The organism is Streptococcus oralis (assembly GCF_964238205.1).
Classification (GTDB): domain Bacteria; phylum Bacillota; class Bacilli; order Lactobacillales; family Streptococcaceae; genus Streptococcus; species Streptococcus oralis_CZ.
Window position 1 is genome coordinate 215962 of the sequence record NZ_CAXSLF010000003.1, and the last position, 16708, is coordinate 232669.

At 39.5% G+C, this 16708-nt stretch carries 21 protein-coding genes; 6 read left to right on the top strand and 15 right to left on the bottom strand.

Annotated elements, in window-relative coordinates; translation table 11 throughout:
* Nucleotides 1-3: 3 nt before the first annotated feature.
* The 6 genes from ACESOD_RS06185 to ACESOD_RS06210 form a co-directional block, all read right to left on the bottom strand.
* Nucleotides 4-513: a GNAT family N-acetyltransferase gene (locus ACESOD_RS06185; RefSeq protein ID WP_070677101.1), complete on the bottom strand. Its 510-nt coding sequence runs from the start codon at nucleotides 511-513 to the stop codon at nucleotides 4-6.
* A complete protein-coding gene (gene pheS, locus ACESOD_RS06190; protein ID WP_373094527.1) occupies nucleotides 513-1559 on the bottom strand; it encodes a phenylalanine--tRNA ligase subunit alpha in 1047 nt (348 codons plus the stop codon). The genes ACESOD_RS06185 and pheS overlap by 1 nt, the downstream gene beginning before the upstream one ends.
* 276 nt (nucleotides 1560-1835) lie before the next feature.
* Nucleotides 1836-2552: an LD-carboxypeptidase LdcB/DacB gene (ldcB, locus tag ACESOD_RS06195; protein ID WP_320693166.1), complete on the bottom strand. Its 717-nt coding sequence runs from the start codon at nucleotides 2550-2552 to the stop codon at nucleotides 1836-1838.
* A gap of 11 nt (nucleotides 2553-2563) precedes the next feature.
* Nucleotides 2564-3025: an HIT family protein gene (locus ACESOD_RS06200; RefSeq protein ID WP_320693167.1), complete on the bottom strand. Its 462-nt coding sequence runs from the start codon at nucleotides 3023-3025 to the stop codon at nucleotides 2564-2566.
* Between the two features lie 53 nt (nucleotides 3026-3078).
* A complete protein-coding gene (locus ACESOD_RS06205) occupies nucleotides 3079-4035 on the bottom strand; it encodes a hypothetical protein (RefSeq protein ID WP_373094528.1) in 957 nt (318 codons plus the stop codon).
* A 17-nt stretch (nucleotides 4036-4052) separates the two neighbouring features.
* Nucleotides 4053-5090, bottom strand: a complete 1038-nt coding sequence (locus tag ACESOD_RS06210) for a M42 family metallopeptidase (protein WP_371620464.1) — start codon at nucleotides 5088-5090, stop codon at nucleotides 4053-4055.
* A 134-nt stretch (nucleotides 5091-5224) separates the two neighbouring features.
* On the opposite strand from ACESOD_RS06210, the gene ACESOD_RS06215 reads away from it, so the two are divergent.
* Nucleotides 5225-5761 (top strand): DUF1307 domain-containing protein, encoded by a 537-nt coding sequence (locus ACESOD_RS06215; protein WP_049502908.1) that lies wholly within the window; start codon nucleotides 5225-5227, stop codon nucleotides 5759-5761.
* Nucleotides 5762-5807: 46 nt separating this feature from the next.
* Here ACESOD_RS06215 and brnQ read toward each other — a convergent pair whose 3' ends face one another.
* The 6 genes from brnQ to ACESOD_RS06245 form a co-directional block, all read right to left on the bottom strand.
* Nucleotides 5808-7133 carry a branched-chain amino acid transport system II carrier protein gene (brnQ, locus tag ACESOD_RS06220; protein ID WP_373094529.1) on the bottom strand — a complete coding sequence of 442 codons (1326 nt, stop codon included), beginning with the start codon at nucleotides 7131-7133 and terminating at the stop codon, nucleotides 5808-5810.
* 166 nt (nucleotides 7134-7299) lie between these two features.
* Nucleotides 7300-7581, bottom strand: coding sequence for a rhodanese-like domain-containing protein (locus ACESOD_RS06225; RefSeq protein ID WP_061862761.1), 282 nt, complete (start codon nucleotides 7579-7581; stop codon nucleotides 7300-7302).
* Nucleotides 7582-7602: 21 nt separating this feature from the next.
* On the bottom strand, nucleotides 7603-8094 hold the full coding sequence (locus ACESOD_RS06230; RefSeq protein WP_301559046.1) for a prolyl-tRNA synthetase associated domain-containing protein: 492 nt from the start codon (nucleotides 8092-8094) through the stop codon (nucleotides 7603-7605).
* Nucleotides 8095-8106: 12 nt separating this feature from the next.
* Nucleotides 8107-8691, bottom strand: a complete 585-nt coding sequence (locus tag ACESOD_RS06235; RefSeq protein WP_301559045.1) for a uracil-DNA glycosylase family protein — start codon at nucleotides 8689-8691, stop codon at nucleotides 8107-8109.
* 50 nt (nucleotides 8692-8741) lie between these two features.
* Nucleotides 8742-10142: a dipeptidase PepV gene (gene pepV, locus ACESOD_RS06240; RefSeq protein ID WP_373094530.1), complete on the bottom strand. Its 1401-nt coding sequence runs from the start codon at nucleotides 10140-10142 to the stop codon at nucleotides 8742-8744.
* A 10-nt stretch (nucleotides 10143-10152) separates the two neighbouring features.
* Nucleotides 10153-10758 carry a nitroreductase family protein gene (locus ACESOD_RS06245; RefSeq protein ID WP_373094531.1) on the bottom strand — a complete coding sequence of 202 codons (606 nt, stop codon included), beginning with the start codon at nucleotides 10756-10758 and terminating at the stop codon, nucleotides 10153-10155.
* 231 nt (nucleotides 10759-10989) lie between these two features.
* Here ACESOD_RS06245 and ACESOD_RS06250 point away from each other — a divergent pair, with 231 nt between their 5' ends.
* Entirely contained in the window at nucleotides 10990-11799 is an 810-nt protein-coding gene (locus ACESOD_RS06250) for an amino acid ABC transporter substrate-binding protein (RefSeq protein WP_373094532.1), read from the top strand.
* Between the two features lie 63 nt (nucleotides 11800-11862).
* On the opposite strand, the gene ACESOD_RS06255 is transcribed toward ACESOD_RS06250, so the two are convergent.
* On the bottom strand, nucleotides 11863-12696 hold the full coding sequence (locus ACESOD_RS06255) for a metallophosphoesterase family protein (RefSeq protein ID WP_373094533.1): 834 nt from the start codon (nucleotides 12694-12696) through the stop codon (nucleotides 11863-11865).
* A gap of 208 nt (nucleotides 12697-12904) precedes the next feature.
* Between ACESOD_RS06255 and ACESOD_RS06260 the strand changes: the two genes are divergently transcribed.
* The 4 genes from ACESOD_RS06260 to ACESOD_RS06275 are packed head-to-tail and all read left to right on the top strand — an operon-like array spanning nucleotide 12905 to nucleotide 14560.
* Nucleotides 12905-13099: a helix-turn-helix transcriptional regulator gene (locus tag ACESOD_RS06260; protein WP_006152985.1), complete on the top strand. Its 195-nt coding sequence runs from the start codon at nucleotides 12905-12907 to the stop codon at nucleotides 13097-13099.
* Between the two features lie 14 nt (nucleotides 13100-13113).
* Nucleotides 13114-13656 (top strand): DUF3278 domain-containing protein, encoded by a 543-nt coding sequence (locus ACESOD_RS06265; protein WP_373094534.1) that lies wholly within the window; start codon nucleotides 13114-13116, stop codon nucleotides 13654-13656.
* Nucleotides 13657-13666: 10 nt separating this feature from the next.
* On the top strand, nucleotides 13667-14008 hold the full coding sequence (locus ACESOD_RS06270; RefSeq protein WP_373094535.1) for a hypothetical protein: 342 nt from the start codon (nucleotides 13667-13669) through the stop codon (nucleotides 14006-14008).
* Nucleotides 14009-14020: 12 nt separating this feature from the next.
* Nucleotides 14021-14560 (top strand): DUF3278 domain-containing protein, encoded by a 540-nt coding sequence (locus ACESOD_RS06275; RefSeq protein WP_061862755.1) that lies wholly within the window; start codon nucleotides 14021-14023, stop codon nucleotides 14558-14560.
* A 74-nt stretch (nucleotides 14561-14634) separates the two neighbouring features.
* On the opposite strand, the gene ACESOD_RS06280 is transcribed toward ACESOD_RS06275, so the two are convergent.
* Both ACESOD_RS06280 and ACESOD_RS06285 read right to left on the bottom strand, forming a co-directional pair.
* Nucleotides 14635-15531, bottom strand: a complete 897-nt coding sequence (locus tag ACESOD_RS06280; protein WP_061862754.1) for a TDT family transporter — start codon at nucleotides 15529-15531, stop codon at nucleotides 14635-14637.
* A 108-nt stretch (nucleotides 15532-15639) separates the two neighbouring features.
* The gene (locus ACESOD_RS06285; protein WP_061862753.1) at nucleotides 15640-16704 is read right to left on the bottom strand and encodes an acyl-CoA dehydrogenase family protein; all 1065 of its coding nucleotides are present in this window, start codon (nucleotides 16702-16704) and stop codon (nucleotides 15640-15642) included.
* Nucleotides 16705-16708: the final 4 nt, after the last annotated feature.

A 16708-nucleotide genomic window follows, 5' to 3' on the forward strand; every position in this document is an offset into this window, starting at 1 on the left:
TTCTTACCTTAATTTCTTTTTCAGTAACCAATCCGTATCTACCTTTTGCCCAACCATAAAACGATGTTGGCTAAATTTTTCAAAACCATATCGATTATAAAATGCTTGAGCTTTTGTATTATGCTCCCAAACACCTAGCCAAGCCCAGGAAAAACCATTTTTTTCTGCAAGTTCCAAAGCGAATTCAAATAGTTGCTTACCAAGTCCAAATCCTTGATATGTTTGTAGCACATAGAGACGTTGAATTTCAAAAGCGTTCTCTAATTCTCTCTCGGTTTGAGCATTTCCCCAGTTGACTTTGAGAAAACCAGCTATCTCCTCTTCATGCATAATGAAATAGGTTTCAGAGTCAGGATCTTCCAACTCAGTTGACAAAACTCTCAGATTATAAGCCTCTTCAAAGTATTCCTGTAACTGCTCTTCCGTATTATCATGAGCAAATGTTTCACGAAAGGTTTGTTTGGCAATTTTTGCCAACACCTCAACATCTGCTATTTCCACTTTTCTAATCATTATTTAAACTGTTCTGAGAAGCGGATATCTCCTTGGTAGAATCCACGGATATCGTTGATTCCGTAACGAAGCATAGCTACACGCTCTTGACCAAGACCAAAGGCAAAACCAGAGTAAACAGTTGCATCGATGCCACTCATCTCAAGGACACGTGGGTGAACCATACCGGCACCCATAATCTCGATCCAACCAGTTTTCTTACATACGTTACAGCCGTCTCCTCCACACTTAAAGCATGAAACATCCACCTCAACAGATGGCTCTGTGAACGGGAAGTAAGATGGACGCAAACGGATTTGACGCTCTTCACCAAACATTTTTTGCACAATCAACTGGAGGGTTCCTTGAAGGTCAGCCATAGAGATGTTTTTCCCAACAACCAAACCTTCGATTTGGTGGAACTGGTGACTGTGGGTTGCATCATCCGTATCACGGCGGAATACACGTCCTGGTGAGATCATCTTCAAAGGACCTTTTGAAAAATCATGGGCATCCATAGCACGCGCCTGAACTGGAGACGTGTGAGTACGAAGCAAGATTTCTTCTGTGATATAGAAAGTGTCCTGCATATCACGAGCTGGGTGATCCTTTGGAAGGTTCATACGTTCAAAGTTGTAGTAGTCTTGTTCTACTTCAAAACCATCCACTACTTGGTAACCCATCCCGATGAAGATATCTTCTATTTCTTCACTAGTTTGTGTGAGGACGTGACGGTGACCAGTCGCAACTGGACGACCTGGAAGTGTAACATCAATGCTCTCACTTGCTAGTTGAGCTTCCACTTTCTTTTCTTCCAAGAGCTTAGCTGATTCTTCAAATGCAGCTGTCAAAACATCACGAGCTTCATTGACGTGTTTCCCGATAACAGGACGCATTTCTGCAGAAACATCTTTCATCCCTTTCAGGATTTCAGTAAGGGAACCTTTTTTACCAAGGACAGAGACGCGCAATTCTTGCAGCTCTTTTTTATTTTCAGCAGAAATCTGCTTCAAGCTAGCTAGCGTTTCTTCACGAAGCGCTTTTAATTGTTCTTCAATAGTTGACATAATTCCTCCATCAGTCGCTCGTAGATAAAAAGAAAACCACATGCCAAAAACTCCACTCGGAGCGTTGACACGCGGTACCATCCGTTTTCATCTGACAAGTCAGACCTTTATTTCTGAATCCATAGGCAAGTGAATTCACCCAGCTTTCATATAGAGAGCTTTCAGTCACGGCTCTCCTCCCTGATATACTTCCCCTGAGATACTAGTCTTGCAGATTCCTATTTAATTATTATTCATTTTATCAAAATTTAAGTAATCTTGCAAGATGTTTTGCGACTAATCAACATAGTCTCCACCTTCAAAGCCATAGTACTCTTCTAAACTGAGACCACTAGCTGCGATTTCTTTGGCTTCTTTGCCAACATAGCGAAGGTGCCATTCCTCAGCCATATAACCCGTTTCCTTTTCCTTACCTTTTAGATAACGAACGACAAAACCATAGTCAGCTGCATGGTCCAAAAGCCATTGGGCTGCCTTTTCTTCAGTGACTAGGTCTCCATTTGTTTCAATCAGGTCAAAAGCCAGACCAGTTTGGTGTTCACTATAACCAGGTCTTGCCGAATAGCGGTCAGCTTCAGCCTTGCCATCTTTATTTACATAGTTTTGATAAAGCTGAGTTTGAGTTTCATAACTTCTAAAGCCACTATAGTGATCACTAATTGGGAAACCTGCTTGTTGCATAGCTGCAATGAGTTTTAACAGTTCTGCCTTTGCAGTAGGATTTTCTCCAGGATTGTAATCTTTTGACATAGGATAATGCTTATTAGCGACAACAATCTCATCGTACTTTCCTTGAATGCTGTAGTGATCTCCTTTGTTGACCACTTCTGCTTTCTTTTGACTAGCTTCTTGAGACTTACTTCCCGCGGTTCCTTCTTGTACAGTCTTTTGTTCTGTAGAAGACTTGGCCTCTGTAGTTGCTGTTTTTTCTTGTGAACAAGCTGCCAATGTCAAGGCTAATAATCCTGATAAGATAAGGTATCTTTTTTTCATCTGTTATCCTTTCATTTAATCATCTGGTTTAAAGTCTCAGATAATCTTGCAATCAAGTCTTCTAATTTAATTCCCTTAACTTGATATTCTTCAGCAATCATTTCTTCCCATGGAACCCACCAAACTGGACCACGACCATTAAGACCGTGTCCCTTCATATCACCCTCTCGTCTTGGAAAAATATGCCAGTGGGCATGTGCATCTCCATTTCCTAACAACTCTACATTCATCTTTTGAGCAGAAAAAGCCTTAGAAACAGCTTCCTGAACCAGACTCATTTCCTCTAGAAAGCGAAGTTTAACGCTTGGATCTAGTTGGTGTAATTCTGTGACATGTTCCTTGGCTAAGAATAGAGTGTAACCTTCAAAATACTGGTGGTCTCCAATAACAACATAGCCTGTTTCCAGTTCCTTCACAAAGTAAGGATTGTCACCAGACTTGATGAGTTCAATTCGTTGACAGATGAGGCACATAAGTTTCTCCTTTCAACTCTAAAAGGGAGTGATTAAGGTCAAAGAGTCTGTGTTTATAGGTCATCATTCCCCTCCCTCTTATCTTTATGAAATAAAATCTTAATCTTATTTAAAAATGGAATGACTTTAAAATAATTTCTAAAGCGTCTCTTACTTAACTTGGGTCCCTGAAGTTTTCGATATTCTTCAATATAAATTGTAGATACTTTACCAATTTCATTTTCCCCGAAAATAATAGCTTTTGAAAATACTACACAAAGACTTAGACAAAGTGAAACCATTCCAACAAACAGAACAATAGAAGAATTATTATACAAATAATACGCTATTCCAGCATCAACTGTGGCAATAAAGAAAGGGAGCACTGTAATGCCTATTTCAGAGTTTCTATCATCGCTTTCATTAACAGTCAATTCTGGGAGTAAAAAAATTAAAATCATTACAAAAATCAAGCAAAAAATCAAAAACGAAGAGAGTTCAGTGGATTGTTCGATAAAACTCTTATACCCAGAGTATATGAAAAATAGCTGAAGTAATAACATCATATACTGAAATAAATAAAACCATATTTTAGCTGAATTTATGAGCGGAATATTATTTTCTACTTTAATATCTAGTAATTGTTTAGAAATTTGTATCCGATGAGCTAGTTCTTTTAAATCTTCTATTTGAAGTATTTGAGAAGCAAGTTTTTTCTCTATAATTTCTATTTGATACCAAACATATCCATCATCTTCTATCCACTGATATTTTCCAAAAGTTTTTATTTTTCGTCCATACGGATTAATTTTTTGAGAAATTTTAAAAAGTAGTTTTTCTAAATCTGGATTAGTAATCCCTTTATCTACCAGTTCATCAACATAAACAACTAGTTCTTTAAAGTTTTCTTGTTTATTTTCATACACATACTTACGATATTCCTCTTTTTTCTTTTGAAAATAAGCATACAAACTCGAAATCACCCCTGTTATTATAGCAGGCGTTGCTATTTGTTTCAGTATTTCATACATAATACTTTATCGACCCTTCAGTCCACCAACTCACTCTTGAGATAGGCATCGACCATACGTTCAGTTGCTACGACAGAATCAACATGGGTACGCTCGTATGAGTGACTAGACTCAATACCCGCTCCTAGAAGCGCGTGCTTGACTTCTGCTCCAGCTGACATGGCCGCAGAAGCATCCGAACCGTAAAATGGATAGATATCTAGTTTAAATGGAATGTCTTGCTCTTTTGCTAAAGCAACCAAATGTTGACGGAATTCATAGTGATAAGGACCTGAAGCATCCTTGACACAGATAGAGACTGTGTACTCGTCTGTCTGCTGATCATCTCCCATTGCTCCCATGTCTACTGCTAGGTACTCAACAACTTGACTAGGGATACTTGAGTTAGCACCATGTCCCACTTCTTCAAAAACTGAAAAGGCAAAATGCGTAGTGACAGGAAGTTCAATCCCTTCTTCTTTGTAGACTTTGAGGAGATTAAGGAGAATAGCTGCGCTGACCTTGTCATCCAAATGACGAGACTTGATAAAGCCTGTCTCAGTCACGACAGTTCGTGGGTCAAAACTGATAAAGTCTCCAACTTCGATACCGAGTGCGCGTGTTTCTTTTTCGTTGGTAACTTTTTCATCCAAACGAACTTCCATATTGTCCTGTGTACGTTCCGCAGTTCCAGCATCTTTGTAAACGTGACAAGAAGTTTGGTGGATCAAAATCGTACCTGAAACGGTTTTTCCTGTGCTAGCCACATGGACTGTACAGTTTTCGCCTTCAATCATGTTCCAAGGATAGCCACCGATACGGTCCATCTTGAGACGACCGTCTGGTTTAACAGCACGGACGATAGCTCCCAGAGTATCCACATGAGCAGTCACATAGCGTTGTTGCTCGTCATTTTTCCCTTTAATGGTAACGTTCACTCCACCCTTAGCCGTGCGGACTGGTTGATAGCCTAGTTTTTCAAGCGTCTCAACTAGATAATTCGTAATTTCACGCGTAAAACCTGTTGGTGACGCAATAGCAGTTAGTTCTTTGATATATTCTACAGTTTGATTCATTTTTTCACCTCTTGTTACCATTATATCACTTTTCCCATCGTAGTATGTGCAAAAAAGAAAAACTTAAAATACTTTGATTTTAAAATTAATCTATGGTAAAATTAAGTAAAGCGTTATGATGAAAGGAATACAAAATGAACAAATATTTCAAAACGACACTTTTCTTAGCCTTGCCTTTGGTATTCTTGTTGGGATGTTCAAAACAATCTTCAACCACTTCTTCTAGCTCTTCTACACCAGAAACGACTGAGGTAAAAACTTCTGAATCTAGTACTACTGAAAAGAAATCAGAATTAAAAACTGCTACCTTTGTGAACGATTCTCAGCCTGGTGTCGTATCAACCTTAACATATACGGTTGACGGTGATAATGTTGTCAAACAAACTGCTCATAATGTAGCTGACCCTGAAGTCCTCAATAATACTGCAGATGCTGTAAAAAGTATTCTTGAAGAAACCTACAAAGGCTATAAGGGACTCAAAGGGGTAACCTTCTCAATCGAAGTTAAAGATGGTAAAGTCGTTCAAGATCTTGAAATCGATCTTTCAGTTGCAAGCATTGACGAACTTAGAAAAGCTTTACCAGAAGAATACTCAGGCGTTGGAAAAAACGTAAGTTTTAAAGCCTCTAAGAAAATGTTAACAGACCTTGGTTATACAGAAAAAAACTAAGCAACTAAGACTAAATAGAAAAAAACTTGGCCAATGCCAAGTTTTTTTATTCCATTTCAAAAGCTTCACTTTCTTGTTTATTTGGAAGAACAAGAGAAAGTAGAATACCGATAATAGCTGGTACCAACCATGGTAGAGAAGCCTCCGCAAATGGTAGAGCGTTCACGATATTTGCAAGGACCTCGACTTTAAAAGTAGATCCTAAAACACTTGCAATAGCAATAGCTGTGACAATGCCAACCGTTAGTTGCATTCCTGGTTTTGAAAGAGCGACAAACTTGTTCACAATCACAATCATGACAATGGCAATCGTAATTGGGTACAAAATAACGAGAACTGGTACAGAGTACTTAATAATAGCACTCAGACCAAGATTTGCAATAGCAAAACCAATCAAGGTAAAGACTGTCGCATAAACCTTGTAGCTGATTTGTGGGAAACGTCCGTTAAAGAACTCGGCAGTTGATACAATCAACCCTACAGTCGTTGTAAAGCAAGTAACGGTTACCATAGCCGCAAGGAAAAGCTGAGCAGTAGAACCAAAGATTTCTTGAGTCGCTTGAGACAAGATATAAACTCCAGGAGTTCCACTCTTCATTGCTTCTTCTGTTACTGGGAAATGATTGCCCAAGAAACCTAGACCGATGTAGAGAGCACTAAATCCGAGTGCTACAACGATTCCAACCACCCAAATGGTTGAAATATACTCTTTCTTACTTGAGAAACCAAGTTGTTTCAAGGTTTGAACTGCAATAACACTGAAGGCAACCGATGCAAGCGCATCAAGTGTATTGTATCCTTCAAGGAAACCTGCGCCAAAGGCTGATGCTTGATAAGCTCCTGACGCTACTTGTGGTGCGTTCCCACCATACTTGAAAGCTCCAAGGATAACCAGAATAACAATTAAGATAGCAAAAACTGGAGTCAAGATTCGACCGATACGATCCAAGATTTTTGAAGGATTCAGCGAGATTAGGTAGGCAGCTACAAAGTAGAGAATGGTGAAGACAATCAAACCTAAACCTTTATCTGCTTGATCTAATAGCGGACTAATACCAACTTCAAATGATGTCGTTGCTGTACGTGGAATGGCAAAGAATGGACCAATCGACAAGTACAAAGCTGCAAGATAAATTGTCGCAAACCATGGTGAAATTTTCTTAGAAATTTCATAGATATAGCCCTTTGGATTAAGGGTTCCAATGATTAAGGTTAGGACGGCAATCCCAACACCTGAAAATACAAATCCTGCAATGGCAGGAAGGAAGTTTTCTCCAGACTGTGCGCCTAGAGTTGGAGGGAAAATCAAGTTACCTGCTCCAAAAAATATTCCAAACAGGAGTAATCCTGTTAAAGCACCTTTTTTAGCCATAAACTCTCCTTATTAAAAATAAAATACTTTCTTAGTATAACATGATTAAAGGCTAGAAAAGGCTGTCACGAAACAATTCTGAAATGTTTTCAATTTTCCAAATTTTAATGCAAAAAAATCCTTCGAAGCCTTCCCATTTTTTTAAAGGTTTCGAAGGAAATTTTTCTTATTCAAAGGCATCCATGCCACCTTGGACATTGACAACCTCATAGCCATGTTCTGCTAAAAATTGGCAGGCACGTGCGGAACGTATTCCTGACTTACAGATCACGTAGTAAGGCTGGGTTTTATCTAGTTGCTCATAAGTATCTGCCAGTTGACTCAGAGGTAAATTACGAGCGCCTTCTAAATGAAGAGTCTCAAATTCCTCTACTTCTCTCACATCTAATACAGAAAGCGACTCTTTCTGGTATAGTTGGTAAAAATCATTAAAAGTAATTTCTTTCATCATTTCTCCTTTATAATGGCATTAAGGTAAGATTACTATCTCATAGGTAAATCCAATCGACTCTAAAAATCGAAACAAGTCTTGGGTTTTAATAAAAATCGTTTTTTCATTTGTATTAGGGTGGAAGGTCATGACATCCTCTGATACAATATCCTTATCAAAATAAACATGAATGTCTTTTTCTTCATTATTTAACAAACCAAAAGGTGATACTGTTCCTGCTGGTAGGTTCATTTTCTCAGCCAAGGAATCCAATGAGGCCATGCGGATCCGATTAGCTCCCACTTGAACTTTAAAGTCATCCATATCCAATGGTTTCTTGTCATCCATGATGAGCAAATAGTACTGGGTTTTCTTTTTGTTGGTCAAAAACATAGATTTGGTCCGAACCCCTTCCAGGCCTTCAATATAGCTATCTGCCTGCTCTGTCGAGAATGCAGGTGGATGATCCACCACATCATAGGTAATCCCCAACTCTTGTAACTTATTAGCTACTTGTTGATAGGCATCCATCCTTTTTCTCCTTTATTGATGAATAATCTTTTGTACCAATGCTTGTAATTCTGGAACCACTTCTGCCTCAAACCAAGGATTTTTTTTCATCCAGATTTGATTGCGTGGTGAAGGATGCACCAGAGGGAAATAATCAGGCAAATAATCCTTGAACCGATGCACACGGTCTGTCACCTTACCACTAACTTTCTCATGTAGATAGTAGGCTTGGGCATACTGCCCAATCAAGAGTGTTAATTGAATATCTGGTAACTCCTTCAAGAGTTTTGGATGCCATTTTTCTGCAAAACCTGGACGAGGTGGCAGGTCACCCGATTTCCCATGACCTGGAAAGTAGAAATCCATGGGCATGACTGCAAAGTAACCTGAGTTATAAAAGGTGTCTTCATCCACACCCAACCATTCTCGCAAGCGGTCCCCACTTTTATCCTTCCAGTATAGCCCTGCTTCCTGGGTTTTGAGACCTGGCGCCTGCCCAATGATATTGATACGAGCTGTTTTTGGTGCTGCAAAGAGTGGCTCGATGCCTTGCTCAGTATAGCTGGCATTCTGTGGATCCTCTATGATAGCTTGCTTGATTCTTTCGATTTGAGACATTTTCTCCTCCAAAAAGAAGTCTAAGCATTAAATCTCAGACTTCTATAGCATTATTTGATCAATTCGTAAATAGCTTCAGCGTAGATAGCTGCTGCACGGAAGAGATCATCCAAGGCGATAAATTCGTTGGCTTGGTGCATAGTATCGATAGAATCTGGGAACATGGCACCGTAGGCTACACCGCGTTCCAAAAGACGTCCAAAGGTTCCACCACCGATGACTTGTTCATGACCTTTAAGACCTGTTTGTTTTTCATAAACATTCAACAAGGTTTGAACGAGTGGATCTTCCATTGGTACGTAGTGAGGAGTATGCTCATGTTCAGAAAGGCTAACTGAAGCAACTGGCAAGGTTTCAAGAACTGACTTGATTTGCTCTGGGCTTGTTCCTTTTGGATAACGGAAGTTGAGGGCAATAGTATTGTCAGCACTTGATTCGTCGAAGCGGAAAACACCCGCATTCATAGAAAGGGCACCCATCTTTTCATCCACATGAGCTACTTTCAAGTTCTTGCCTTCGTGGTCATTCAAGAGAATCTTACCAGCAATATCGAGGTAGTCTTTTGCAGGTCCTTCAAAGGCAAATTGGCTGAGGAAGAGGGCAAGATAAGTCGCACCATTGACACCTGAAGCAGGCATAGCACCGTGGGCTGATTTACCAATTACAGTTACCTTGTACTGACCATTCTCTTCTTGAATGTCTCCTCTGAGTTTGTGCTCTGCTACGAAGGCATCTAGTTTAGCTTGCAAGTCAGCCAAGTCACCTGAAACAACTGCCGTTGCTGACTCAGGTACCATGTTTTCACGCAAGCCACCTGTAAAGCTATGAAGACGAGCTGCACCAGTATTTTCACCTGCAAAGTGAAGGTATTCTGTTATATTTCCTTTTTCACCATTGATAATAGGGAATTCAGCATCTGGAGAGAAGCCAAAGTCTGGTTTTGCAAGTCCTACATGCTCAAAGTAGTAGTCCATATCTGCCCAACCTGATTCTTCATCAGTTCCGACGATAAAACGAACTTTTTTAGAAGTTGGAAGTCCCAATTCTTTGATGATTTTCAAACCATAGTAACAAGCCGTTGTAGGACCCTTGTCATCTGAAGCACCACGCGCATAGAGACGACCATCCTTGATGGTTGGAGTATAAGGATCAGTGTCCCATCCGCTACCTGCTGGCACCACGTCCATGTGGGCAAAGATACCGAGAACTTCTTCACCTTCACCAAACTCAAAATGTCCTGCATAGTTGTCAACATTTTTTGTTGGATAGCCATCACGGTCAGCGATTTCAAGGAATTTCTCCAAAGCTTTTACTGGCCCAGGTCCAAATGGATGTTGAGCATCTACCTTGCTGTCATCACGTTCTGAGTTGATTTCCAAAAGGCTAAACAAGTCAGCCAAGAGGTCTTCTTTACGTTTTTCTACTTCTGCTGTAAAATCAAAAACTGTCATTTTTTTCTTCCTATCTTTTTTCGATAATTTCATCTACTGGCAAGCGGTAACTTGGTTCCAACTTCTCGTCTGTGTATCCTACTGTGATCAAGAGCTCTGGACGGAAGCGTTCTTCGATTTCCAAGACTTCATTGGTTTTTGATTTATCAAAACCAAGGATAATATTTGAACCGATTCCCTGGTCAGTCAATGCAAGGACCAAGTTCATCGCAACCAACCCTGCATTAAGGGCCAAGTAGTCACTGACTTGCTGTTCGTTATAACGTGCAAATTCTGCTGGAAGATTTTTCATAAAGTACTGTAGTTGTTCTTCTGAGAAATTATTGGCACCACCAATTCGAGCAATCTTGCGAGCGCGTTTGGCTAGGTCTGTATCAGTAAACAAGGCAATGGTTACAGGGGCAGATGCTACTTGCTCAAAGTTTGAACCGTAAGCCAATTTTGCTGGTTCAGCATTTCTCTCACGAACCACAACAAACTTCCAAGGCTGACTGTTGTGAGCGCTTGGGGCCAAGGTTGCGATTTCGATAGCTGTACGAACATCCTTAGGATCAACTGGTTTATCAATAAAATGCTTGGTCGCATGACGTTTTTTATTTAACTCAAGAAATTTCATAATTGATTTCCTTTTCTATTTCTACTGCTTCCATTTTACCATATTTTGAAAGAGCTTGCAGAGATTTTTCATTTGTGGCCTAAATTATCTTTTTCTTATCTGATTTAAATTTTAGATTACAAACTCAAACTGAAAATTATAATATTTTTCTATCACTTCCATAAAGAATATATATTGGCTATTTGATTGATTGTCTGGTAAGCTAGATACCATTAAGTAAAGGAGACACACATGAAAAAATTATTCTTATTATTAGCCATTAGTCCCTTGTTGGTCGCCTGTGGACAAGCCAAACAAGATAGTACTTCTACTGCCACTGCTAGTCCTAAAACCATTGTCGTAGCAACTGCTGGAGACATCCCTCCTTTTGACTTTGAGCAAGAGGGAAGCCTAACTGGATATGATGTTGAGGTTTTAAAAGCAGTCGATGAAAAACTGGATCAATACAAGATTGAATTTCAAAAAACTGCTTGGGAAAGTATCTTCCCTGGAGTGGATGCTGGCCGTTACCAAGCTGCTGCCAACAACTTGAGCTACACCAAAGAAAGAGCAGACAAATACCTCTACTCTCTACCTATCGCAAAAAATCCTTTGGTTCTTGTGAGCAAAAAAGACAAGGCACTTACTTCTCTTCAAGACATCGCTGGTAAAACTACTCAGGATGACACTGGAACTTCTACTGCCAAGGTTGTTACAGACTGGAATCAAAGCCACTCCGACAATCCTGCTACCATCCAATATTCTGGCGAAGATGTGGCTAAGCGTCTGACTGACCTCGCCAACGGTGAATTTGATTTCCTAATCTTTGATAAAATCTCTGTTCAAAAAATTATCCAAGACCGAGGTTTAGACTTGAACGTAGTTGACTTGAAAAGCAATGACAATCCAAACAACTACATCATCTTCTCAAGCGACCAAAAAGAATTTAAAGAGCAATTCGACAAGGTTCTCAAAGAACTCTACCAAGATGGAACCCTTGAAAAACTCAGCAAGACCTATCTCGGTGGATCTTACCTACCAGATAAATCTCAATTACAATAAGATATATTAAAAACGATTGGCTAGTCCAATCGTTTATTTAGTATCTGTTAGTTAAAGCAACTCTTACAAAAAATCAAAATAATTTTTCACATCCTCTACATAGCCATGCTTGTCAATTAAACTAGCTAACAAATCTCTATTATGGCCTTGATAGTTGTCCTCACGTCGTAATTCCTCATACATTTCGATAAAAGGAAGGCCTTTGGTCTTAGCTGATTCTAGCTCTGCTTCATAGTCATAGGCAACTTTTCTAAATTGGATATTGACCAATTCACCATTTTCAACTTCGAGTAAGGCATACTGGGCTCGGTGATTTTTCAGCTCTTTCCAGTTAAAATAAGGCATACCAATCGAACCTGGATTGATGATTTGTTGACCTTGGCTACCATAACGAAGCAACTGCTTGTGAACATGACCATAGACGGCTACATCAATAGTTTCATCAAGTAACTGGTCAAATTTTTCTGTACCATTTTCAACCAGCAAATCACCACCATAATTTTTCTCAGGTAAATTATGAGAAAGAGAAAAACGCAAGCCTTCGACTTCTTTCTTGGCTACCATAGGTAGATTCCTCAACCAATCAATATGCTCTGGGTTTAGACGCTCCATCAGATATTGGGTCATCCTGAGAAGCTGAATTTCTTCTGGATCCTCTAAACCATATTGCCCATATAAAGCCTCTAAGACACAATCATCCCAGTTGCCTCGAACCGATGCTGTAAGTGGTAGGTCTTTCAAAAGAGCCGCCAAGTCATTTGCTCCCGGCCCAGGAAGAAAAATATCTCCCAAAAGCCAATATTCAGTCGCTCCCAAATTTTTAGCGTCCTCAAGCACTCCAGCCAAAGCCGTAGTGTTGCCGTGAATGTCTGATAAAATTGCAATCTTATGGTTCATTTTCTGCTCTTTCTTTATTGGATAGCATTCAGGGTATCCAAATCACTCTTATTTTTCTTCATTATAGCATAAAATCGCTAAAAGATTTTCACATAGGAATATTATCACCAAGATTCTTTTAAAAATATGTCAAAAATAGTTGACATTATGTTCTTAAAAGAATATACTATAGTCAAATATATGTGACATAAACTAAAAAGGAGGAAGCATGAATCGCGTAAAAGAATTCCGCAAGGAACTGGGAAAGTCCCAACTCGAACTTGCCAAGGATATCGGTGTCTCTAGGCAAACTATCAACATGATTGAGAACGACAAGTACAATCCTACCCTGGAACTCTGTCTCAATCTCGCTCGAAGCCTCCAAACTGACCTCAACAGTCTCTTTTGGGAGGATGATTTTTAAAAAGGAGAAGAAAAATGAAAAAAGAACCCCTCTATGAAAAACTAATCAAACGTATCTATGGCATTTCAGGGCCACTTGATGAACACAAACGACGCGAGGCTGACCACATCGGGAATAAAGTCTTTATGATTCTCTTTTACCTCATGACTCTAGGCAATTTCATCCCCTTTGTCCTTGCTTATAAATATCCCCAAATGGTCGCTTTCGGATATCCAATCATTATTTTTCTGGTTTCCTTGGTTTGTGCTCTCTATGTCACTACTCAAACTAAAAAAACTGGTATTGCTGCTATCGATCCTGATATGTTGAGCCAGAAGGAAAAGAAACAGTTACGTAATCCCGGACTTAAAGCTGGTCTGATCTATGGAATAGCCATGTTCTTTGGAATGCCACTTCTCAATATCCTAATGGATGATAGCAAGAGCTATCTTACCTCTCTTCTGAATACCAGAAGTATCTTGTCGACCATCGTTGCAGCCTTCTTTTTCGGATTAACAGTGCATATTGTCGTCACTCTTCGTATTCAAAAAGCTAGAGAAGATCAAGACGACGATTAGGAGGAAACTTATGAAATCACTACAAACTTTAATTCTCAGTCATATTTTGGTCAGTATCTTTGTGACAGTTTTCCTAGTTTATGGCCAAATTACGCGTCCTTTTCTGATCATCTTCCTCTTAGCCCTTCCTGTCTTGAACAAAGGACAAAGATTTCAGAAAATCACATCAAAAAAAATACGCATCTTAAACGCATCTCTCTGCTTTATCCTCGTATCTTTCCCACAACTGTTAACGAATTCTATGGATTGGAGATATCTCTTATTTCTAACCATCTGTATCGTTTTTAGTCTAGTCTACTTCTATACTCTCTATCAACTCTTTAAAGAAGCTAATCAAAAACAAGGTTATTAAGAGGTCACTACCATGAAAAAAGAAGACTTAACCACTCGCTTAGTTCGAAATTTCTTTCATATCCAAGGACCCTTTGATGAATGCCGTCAAGAGGTCATCTACAAGGCTTGCGCCCGTTCCATGGTCCAAATCTTTTACTCTTCCTTCTTTCTCTTCCTGTTCTATCTTTTGTTTGGGCGCTTTATAGAGATAGTTCGAACGGCTATGCCCTATCTCTACTTCTTGATGATTTTTGCCCTCAGTCTCAAGGCAAGATATTCTACTAGAGGGCTCCACTTAGAAGATGATGATCAAACTGAGATTCCACAAATCACTTACAGCAAGCGTCAAATCAAGTTAAGAAGTTGGTTAGTTGGAACCAGCATCCCAACTCTCTACTTATTTATCCTATTTTCCAAAAAAGTACTTCTTGAAAATCACTCCATTACAGATTTCTTCTTGCAGTTTCTAGAACTCAAAATGATCGCATTTTTCCTACTAGTAGGACTTGGAGTAGGATCAATCTTCAGTACTATGACTTATTATTTTTTATCTGAACATGAAGAACAGTAGGTATAAGCTGAACTAATTAATTTACACGTTCGTGATAGAAGAACCCCTAACACTTCTCAGTGCTAGGGGCTTTTTTAGTTTCTTAAATACCGCATATATTCTACTAATACATAGACAAGAATCGTTAAACAAATGATAATCTCTAACCAAACGAGAAAGTTAAGGACTGGAAACTGCAGAATGCCTTGGGCCATTTTCAATGAAGTTGCTGTGATGATAGTTGGGAAGGTTAGGGCTGAAAAAGCTGGTTGAAATCCCTGTTTTAAAATCCTTGGTAAACGACTGAGAACAAAGAAAAAGAAAGTCTGTGAGGCAAAAATCATGACTAGCAAAATCCAGTTATGAAGTCCTGAACCTCCGATCCGAACGAGTGCTGCTAACAATAGAGAAAAGGGAGCACAATAGATTCCTTCTTGCCCCAGCAAAGCCCGTGGCAATGGATTACTTTTCAAATCTTGATAAATCAGAGGATAAAGGAAAAGGGTTAAGGTAAAACCAAAAATCCAAGCGCCATAGGCAATCTCGACTATGCCCACGACTGGGTAGGTCAAGCTTGCTACTGCTATCCCTACATAGAGAACTGTCCAACTTGGCGTTGCGCTCGTTCTTGGTTTAGTCTGCACATAATTTTTAGTGAAGTAAATGATTAAACCTACATCTAAAAGAAAAGCAAACCACCAAAGAATCTGCGCAACAATGCTCATGTTCATGGGTAAGATTCGTAACAAATAAGTTGATAAAATCATCCCTGCCATGGGAAAGGTCGCCATTCCCGATAATAGAGGAGCTTTCTTAAGTTCTTGCTGGCTTTCTTGCCAATCACTAAGATGACTGTATAAAAAATAAAACCATAAAATCAAGCCTGACAAACTAAAGACGTGCGATAATAGTGGAAAAATATCCAGGATGAGATTGCCTGCTCCAGCCAATCCCAATAAGCACCCTGAAAAGGCCAAGGGGAGTTTTTTCATGTGAACCTCCAATAGTCATGTTATTATCAGTATAGCATAAAAGCGCTTAAATGAAGTATTAAAAAACGAAGTTTAAAAAGATAAACCTCGTTTTTATTTTCTTTATTTTTAGTTTGTCGCTAGAATATGTCGCAATTGCACAGCACTAGGAGAAACAATTGGCAAAAAGGCACCTTCATTCCAACGACGTATGAAACCGGATGTCGATTTACTAAAGTATCCTCTACCGCCACCAGCTTGTAGTTCTAATAAGAGACTTTGAGCAACAACATCAACAATATCAATCCGTAACTGGAAAAGCTCACGCGGATTTCTAACGAAGTAGGACTCTTCAGATAGTCCTTGATAGAGAGAATGTCGAATATCATCTAACTGTTCGACCTGATGCTGCCATTCTTCCTTCAAGACACCTCGTTTCCCCAATTCTTTTTCGACTTCTGAGAGTGAACGTTCAGCTAAGCCAAAGGCTAGGCCAAATTGGTAGCCTAAAAAGGCTGGACGATTTTGCGCTAAAAATTGATGAGCATCCTTGGATAGAATCCACTCTTCCTTTAAAGGGACCTTGTTAAAAGTCAGAGCTGCTGTATTACCTCCTTGAAGAGAGACAAATTCCAAATCTTCGGAACGACTAAAGTTTTCTGCGTCTGATGGTACGGCTACTACATAACTTGTACTCGGATCATCTGCAAATCCTGCTACAAAAATAGTGAGGAAGCGATCCCTACGAGCATTGGTTACCCAAGGAAGTCGTCCTTTAAGATAATAATTCCCATTTTCTTCAAGGATACGAACATTTAGTTCCTCTAAGTCAGATAGATACTTAACCGCATTAGACAAGGCCGTAGCACCTGCATATTCTCCTGATAAGAGTTTTTCCAAGTAAACTTCTTTGAAATAAGCATTGTCAGTATGTAGAATATTGTCTATTAAAGTTCGTTGCCCCCATGAGATAAAGGAGGCTGTTAAGGAATGTTGAGCGAGTTCTGCAAGGATATCGATAACATCTTGGTCACTTCCACCTAGCCCTCCAAGAACTTTTGGTACTCCTACACGAAAGGCACCTTCTGCAGCAATTTTCTCAATCAGCTCTTCTCCAGCTTGACATGATTTTTTGTCAATTTCATCGGCGTGCTGGTCTAACCAACTTAAGAATTCTTCTGAAAAAAATCCCATACTC

Bases quoted from the DNA above. Each gene is read 5' to 3' on its own strand.
- ACESOD_RS06265 (WP_373094534.1), top strand. From the start codon at position 13,114: ATGAAAAAAGAACCCCTCTATGAAAAACTAATCAAACGTATCTATGGC.
- ACESOD_RS06210 (WP_371620464.1), bottom strand. From the start codon at position 5,090: ATGAATCAAACTGTAGAATATATCAAAGAACTAACTGCTATTGCGTCA.
- ACESOD_RS06270 (WP_373094535.1), top strand. From the start codon at position 13,667: ATGAAATCACTACAAACTTTAATTCTCAGTCATATTTTGGTCAGTATC.
- pepV (WP_373094530.1), bottom strand. From the start codon at position 10,142: ATGACAGTTTTTGATTTTACAGCAGAAGTAGAAAAACGTAAAGAAGAC.
- ACESOD_RS06275 (WP_061862755.1), top strand. From the start codon at position 14,021: ATGAAAAAAGAAGACTTAACCACTCGCTTAGTTCGAAATTTCTTTCAT.
- ACESOD_RS06280 (WP_061862754.1), bottom strand. From the start codon at position 15,531: ATGAAAAAACTCCCCTTGGCCTTTTCAGGGTGCTTATTGGGATTGGCT.
- pheS (WP_373094527.1), bottom strand. From the start codon at position 1,559: ATGTCAACTATTGAAGAACAATTAAAAGCGCTTCGTGAAGAAACGCTA.
- ACESOD_RS06250 (WP_373094532.1), top strand. From the start codon at position 10,990: ATGAAAAAATTATTCTTATTATTAGCCATTAGTCCCTTGTTGGTCGCC.
- ACESOD_RS06235 (WP_301559045.1), bottom strand. From the start codon at position 8,691: ATGTCTCAAATCGAAAGAATCAAGCAAGCTATCATAGAGGATCCACAG.
- brnQ (WP_373094529.1), bottom strand. From the start codon at position 7,133: ATGGCTAAAAAAGGTGCTTTAACAGGATTACTCCTGTTTGGAATATTT.
- ACESOD_RS06205 (WP_373094528.1), bottom strand. From the start codon at position 4,035: ATGTATGAAATACTGAAACAAATAGCAACGCCTGCTATAATAACAGGG.
- ACESOD_RS06245 (WP_373094531.1), bottom strand. From the start codon at position 10,758: ATGAAATTTCTTGAGTTAAATAAAAAACGTCATGCGACCAAGCATTTT.
- ACESOD_RS06285 (WP_061862753.1), bottom strand. From the start codon at position 16,704: ATGGGATTTTTTTCAGAAGAATTCTTAAGTTGGTTAGACCAGCACGCC.
- ACESOD_RS06260 (WP_006152985.1), top strand. From the start codon at position 12,905: ATGAATCGCGTAAAAGAATTCCGCAAGGAACTGGGAAAGTCCCAACTC.
- ldcB (WP_320693166.1), bottom strand. From the start codon at position 2,552: ATGAAAAAAAGATACCTTATCTTATCAGGATTATTAGCCTTGACATTG.
- ACESOD_RS06225 (WP_061862761.1), bottom strand. From the start codon at position 7,581: ATGAAAGAAATTACTTTTAATGATTTTTACCAACTATACCAGAAAGAG.
- ACESOD_RS06185 (WP_070677101.1), bottom strand. From the start codon at position 513: ATGATTAGAAAAGTGGAAATAGCAGATGTTGAGGTGTTGGCAAAAATT.
- ACESOD_RS06215 (WP_049502908.1), top strand. From the start codon at position 5,225: ATGAACAAATATTTCAAAACGACACTTTTCTTAGCCTTGCCTTTGGTA.
- ACESOD_RS06230 (WP_301559046.1), bottom strand. From the start codon at position 8,094: ATGGATGCCTATCAACAAGTAGCTAATAAGTTACAAGAGTTGGGGATT.
- ACESOD_RS06255 (WP_373094533.1), bottom strand. From the start codon at position 12,696: ATGAACCATAAGATTGCAATTTTATCAGACATTCACGGCAACACTACG.
- ACESOD_RS06200 (WP_320693167.1), bottom strand. From the start codon at position 3,025: ATGTGCCTCATCTGTCAACGAATTGAACTCATCAAGTCTGGTGACAAT.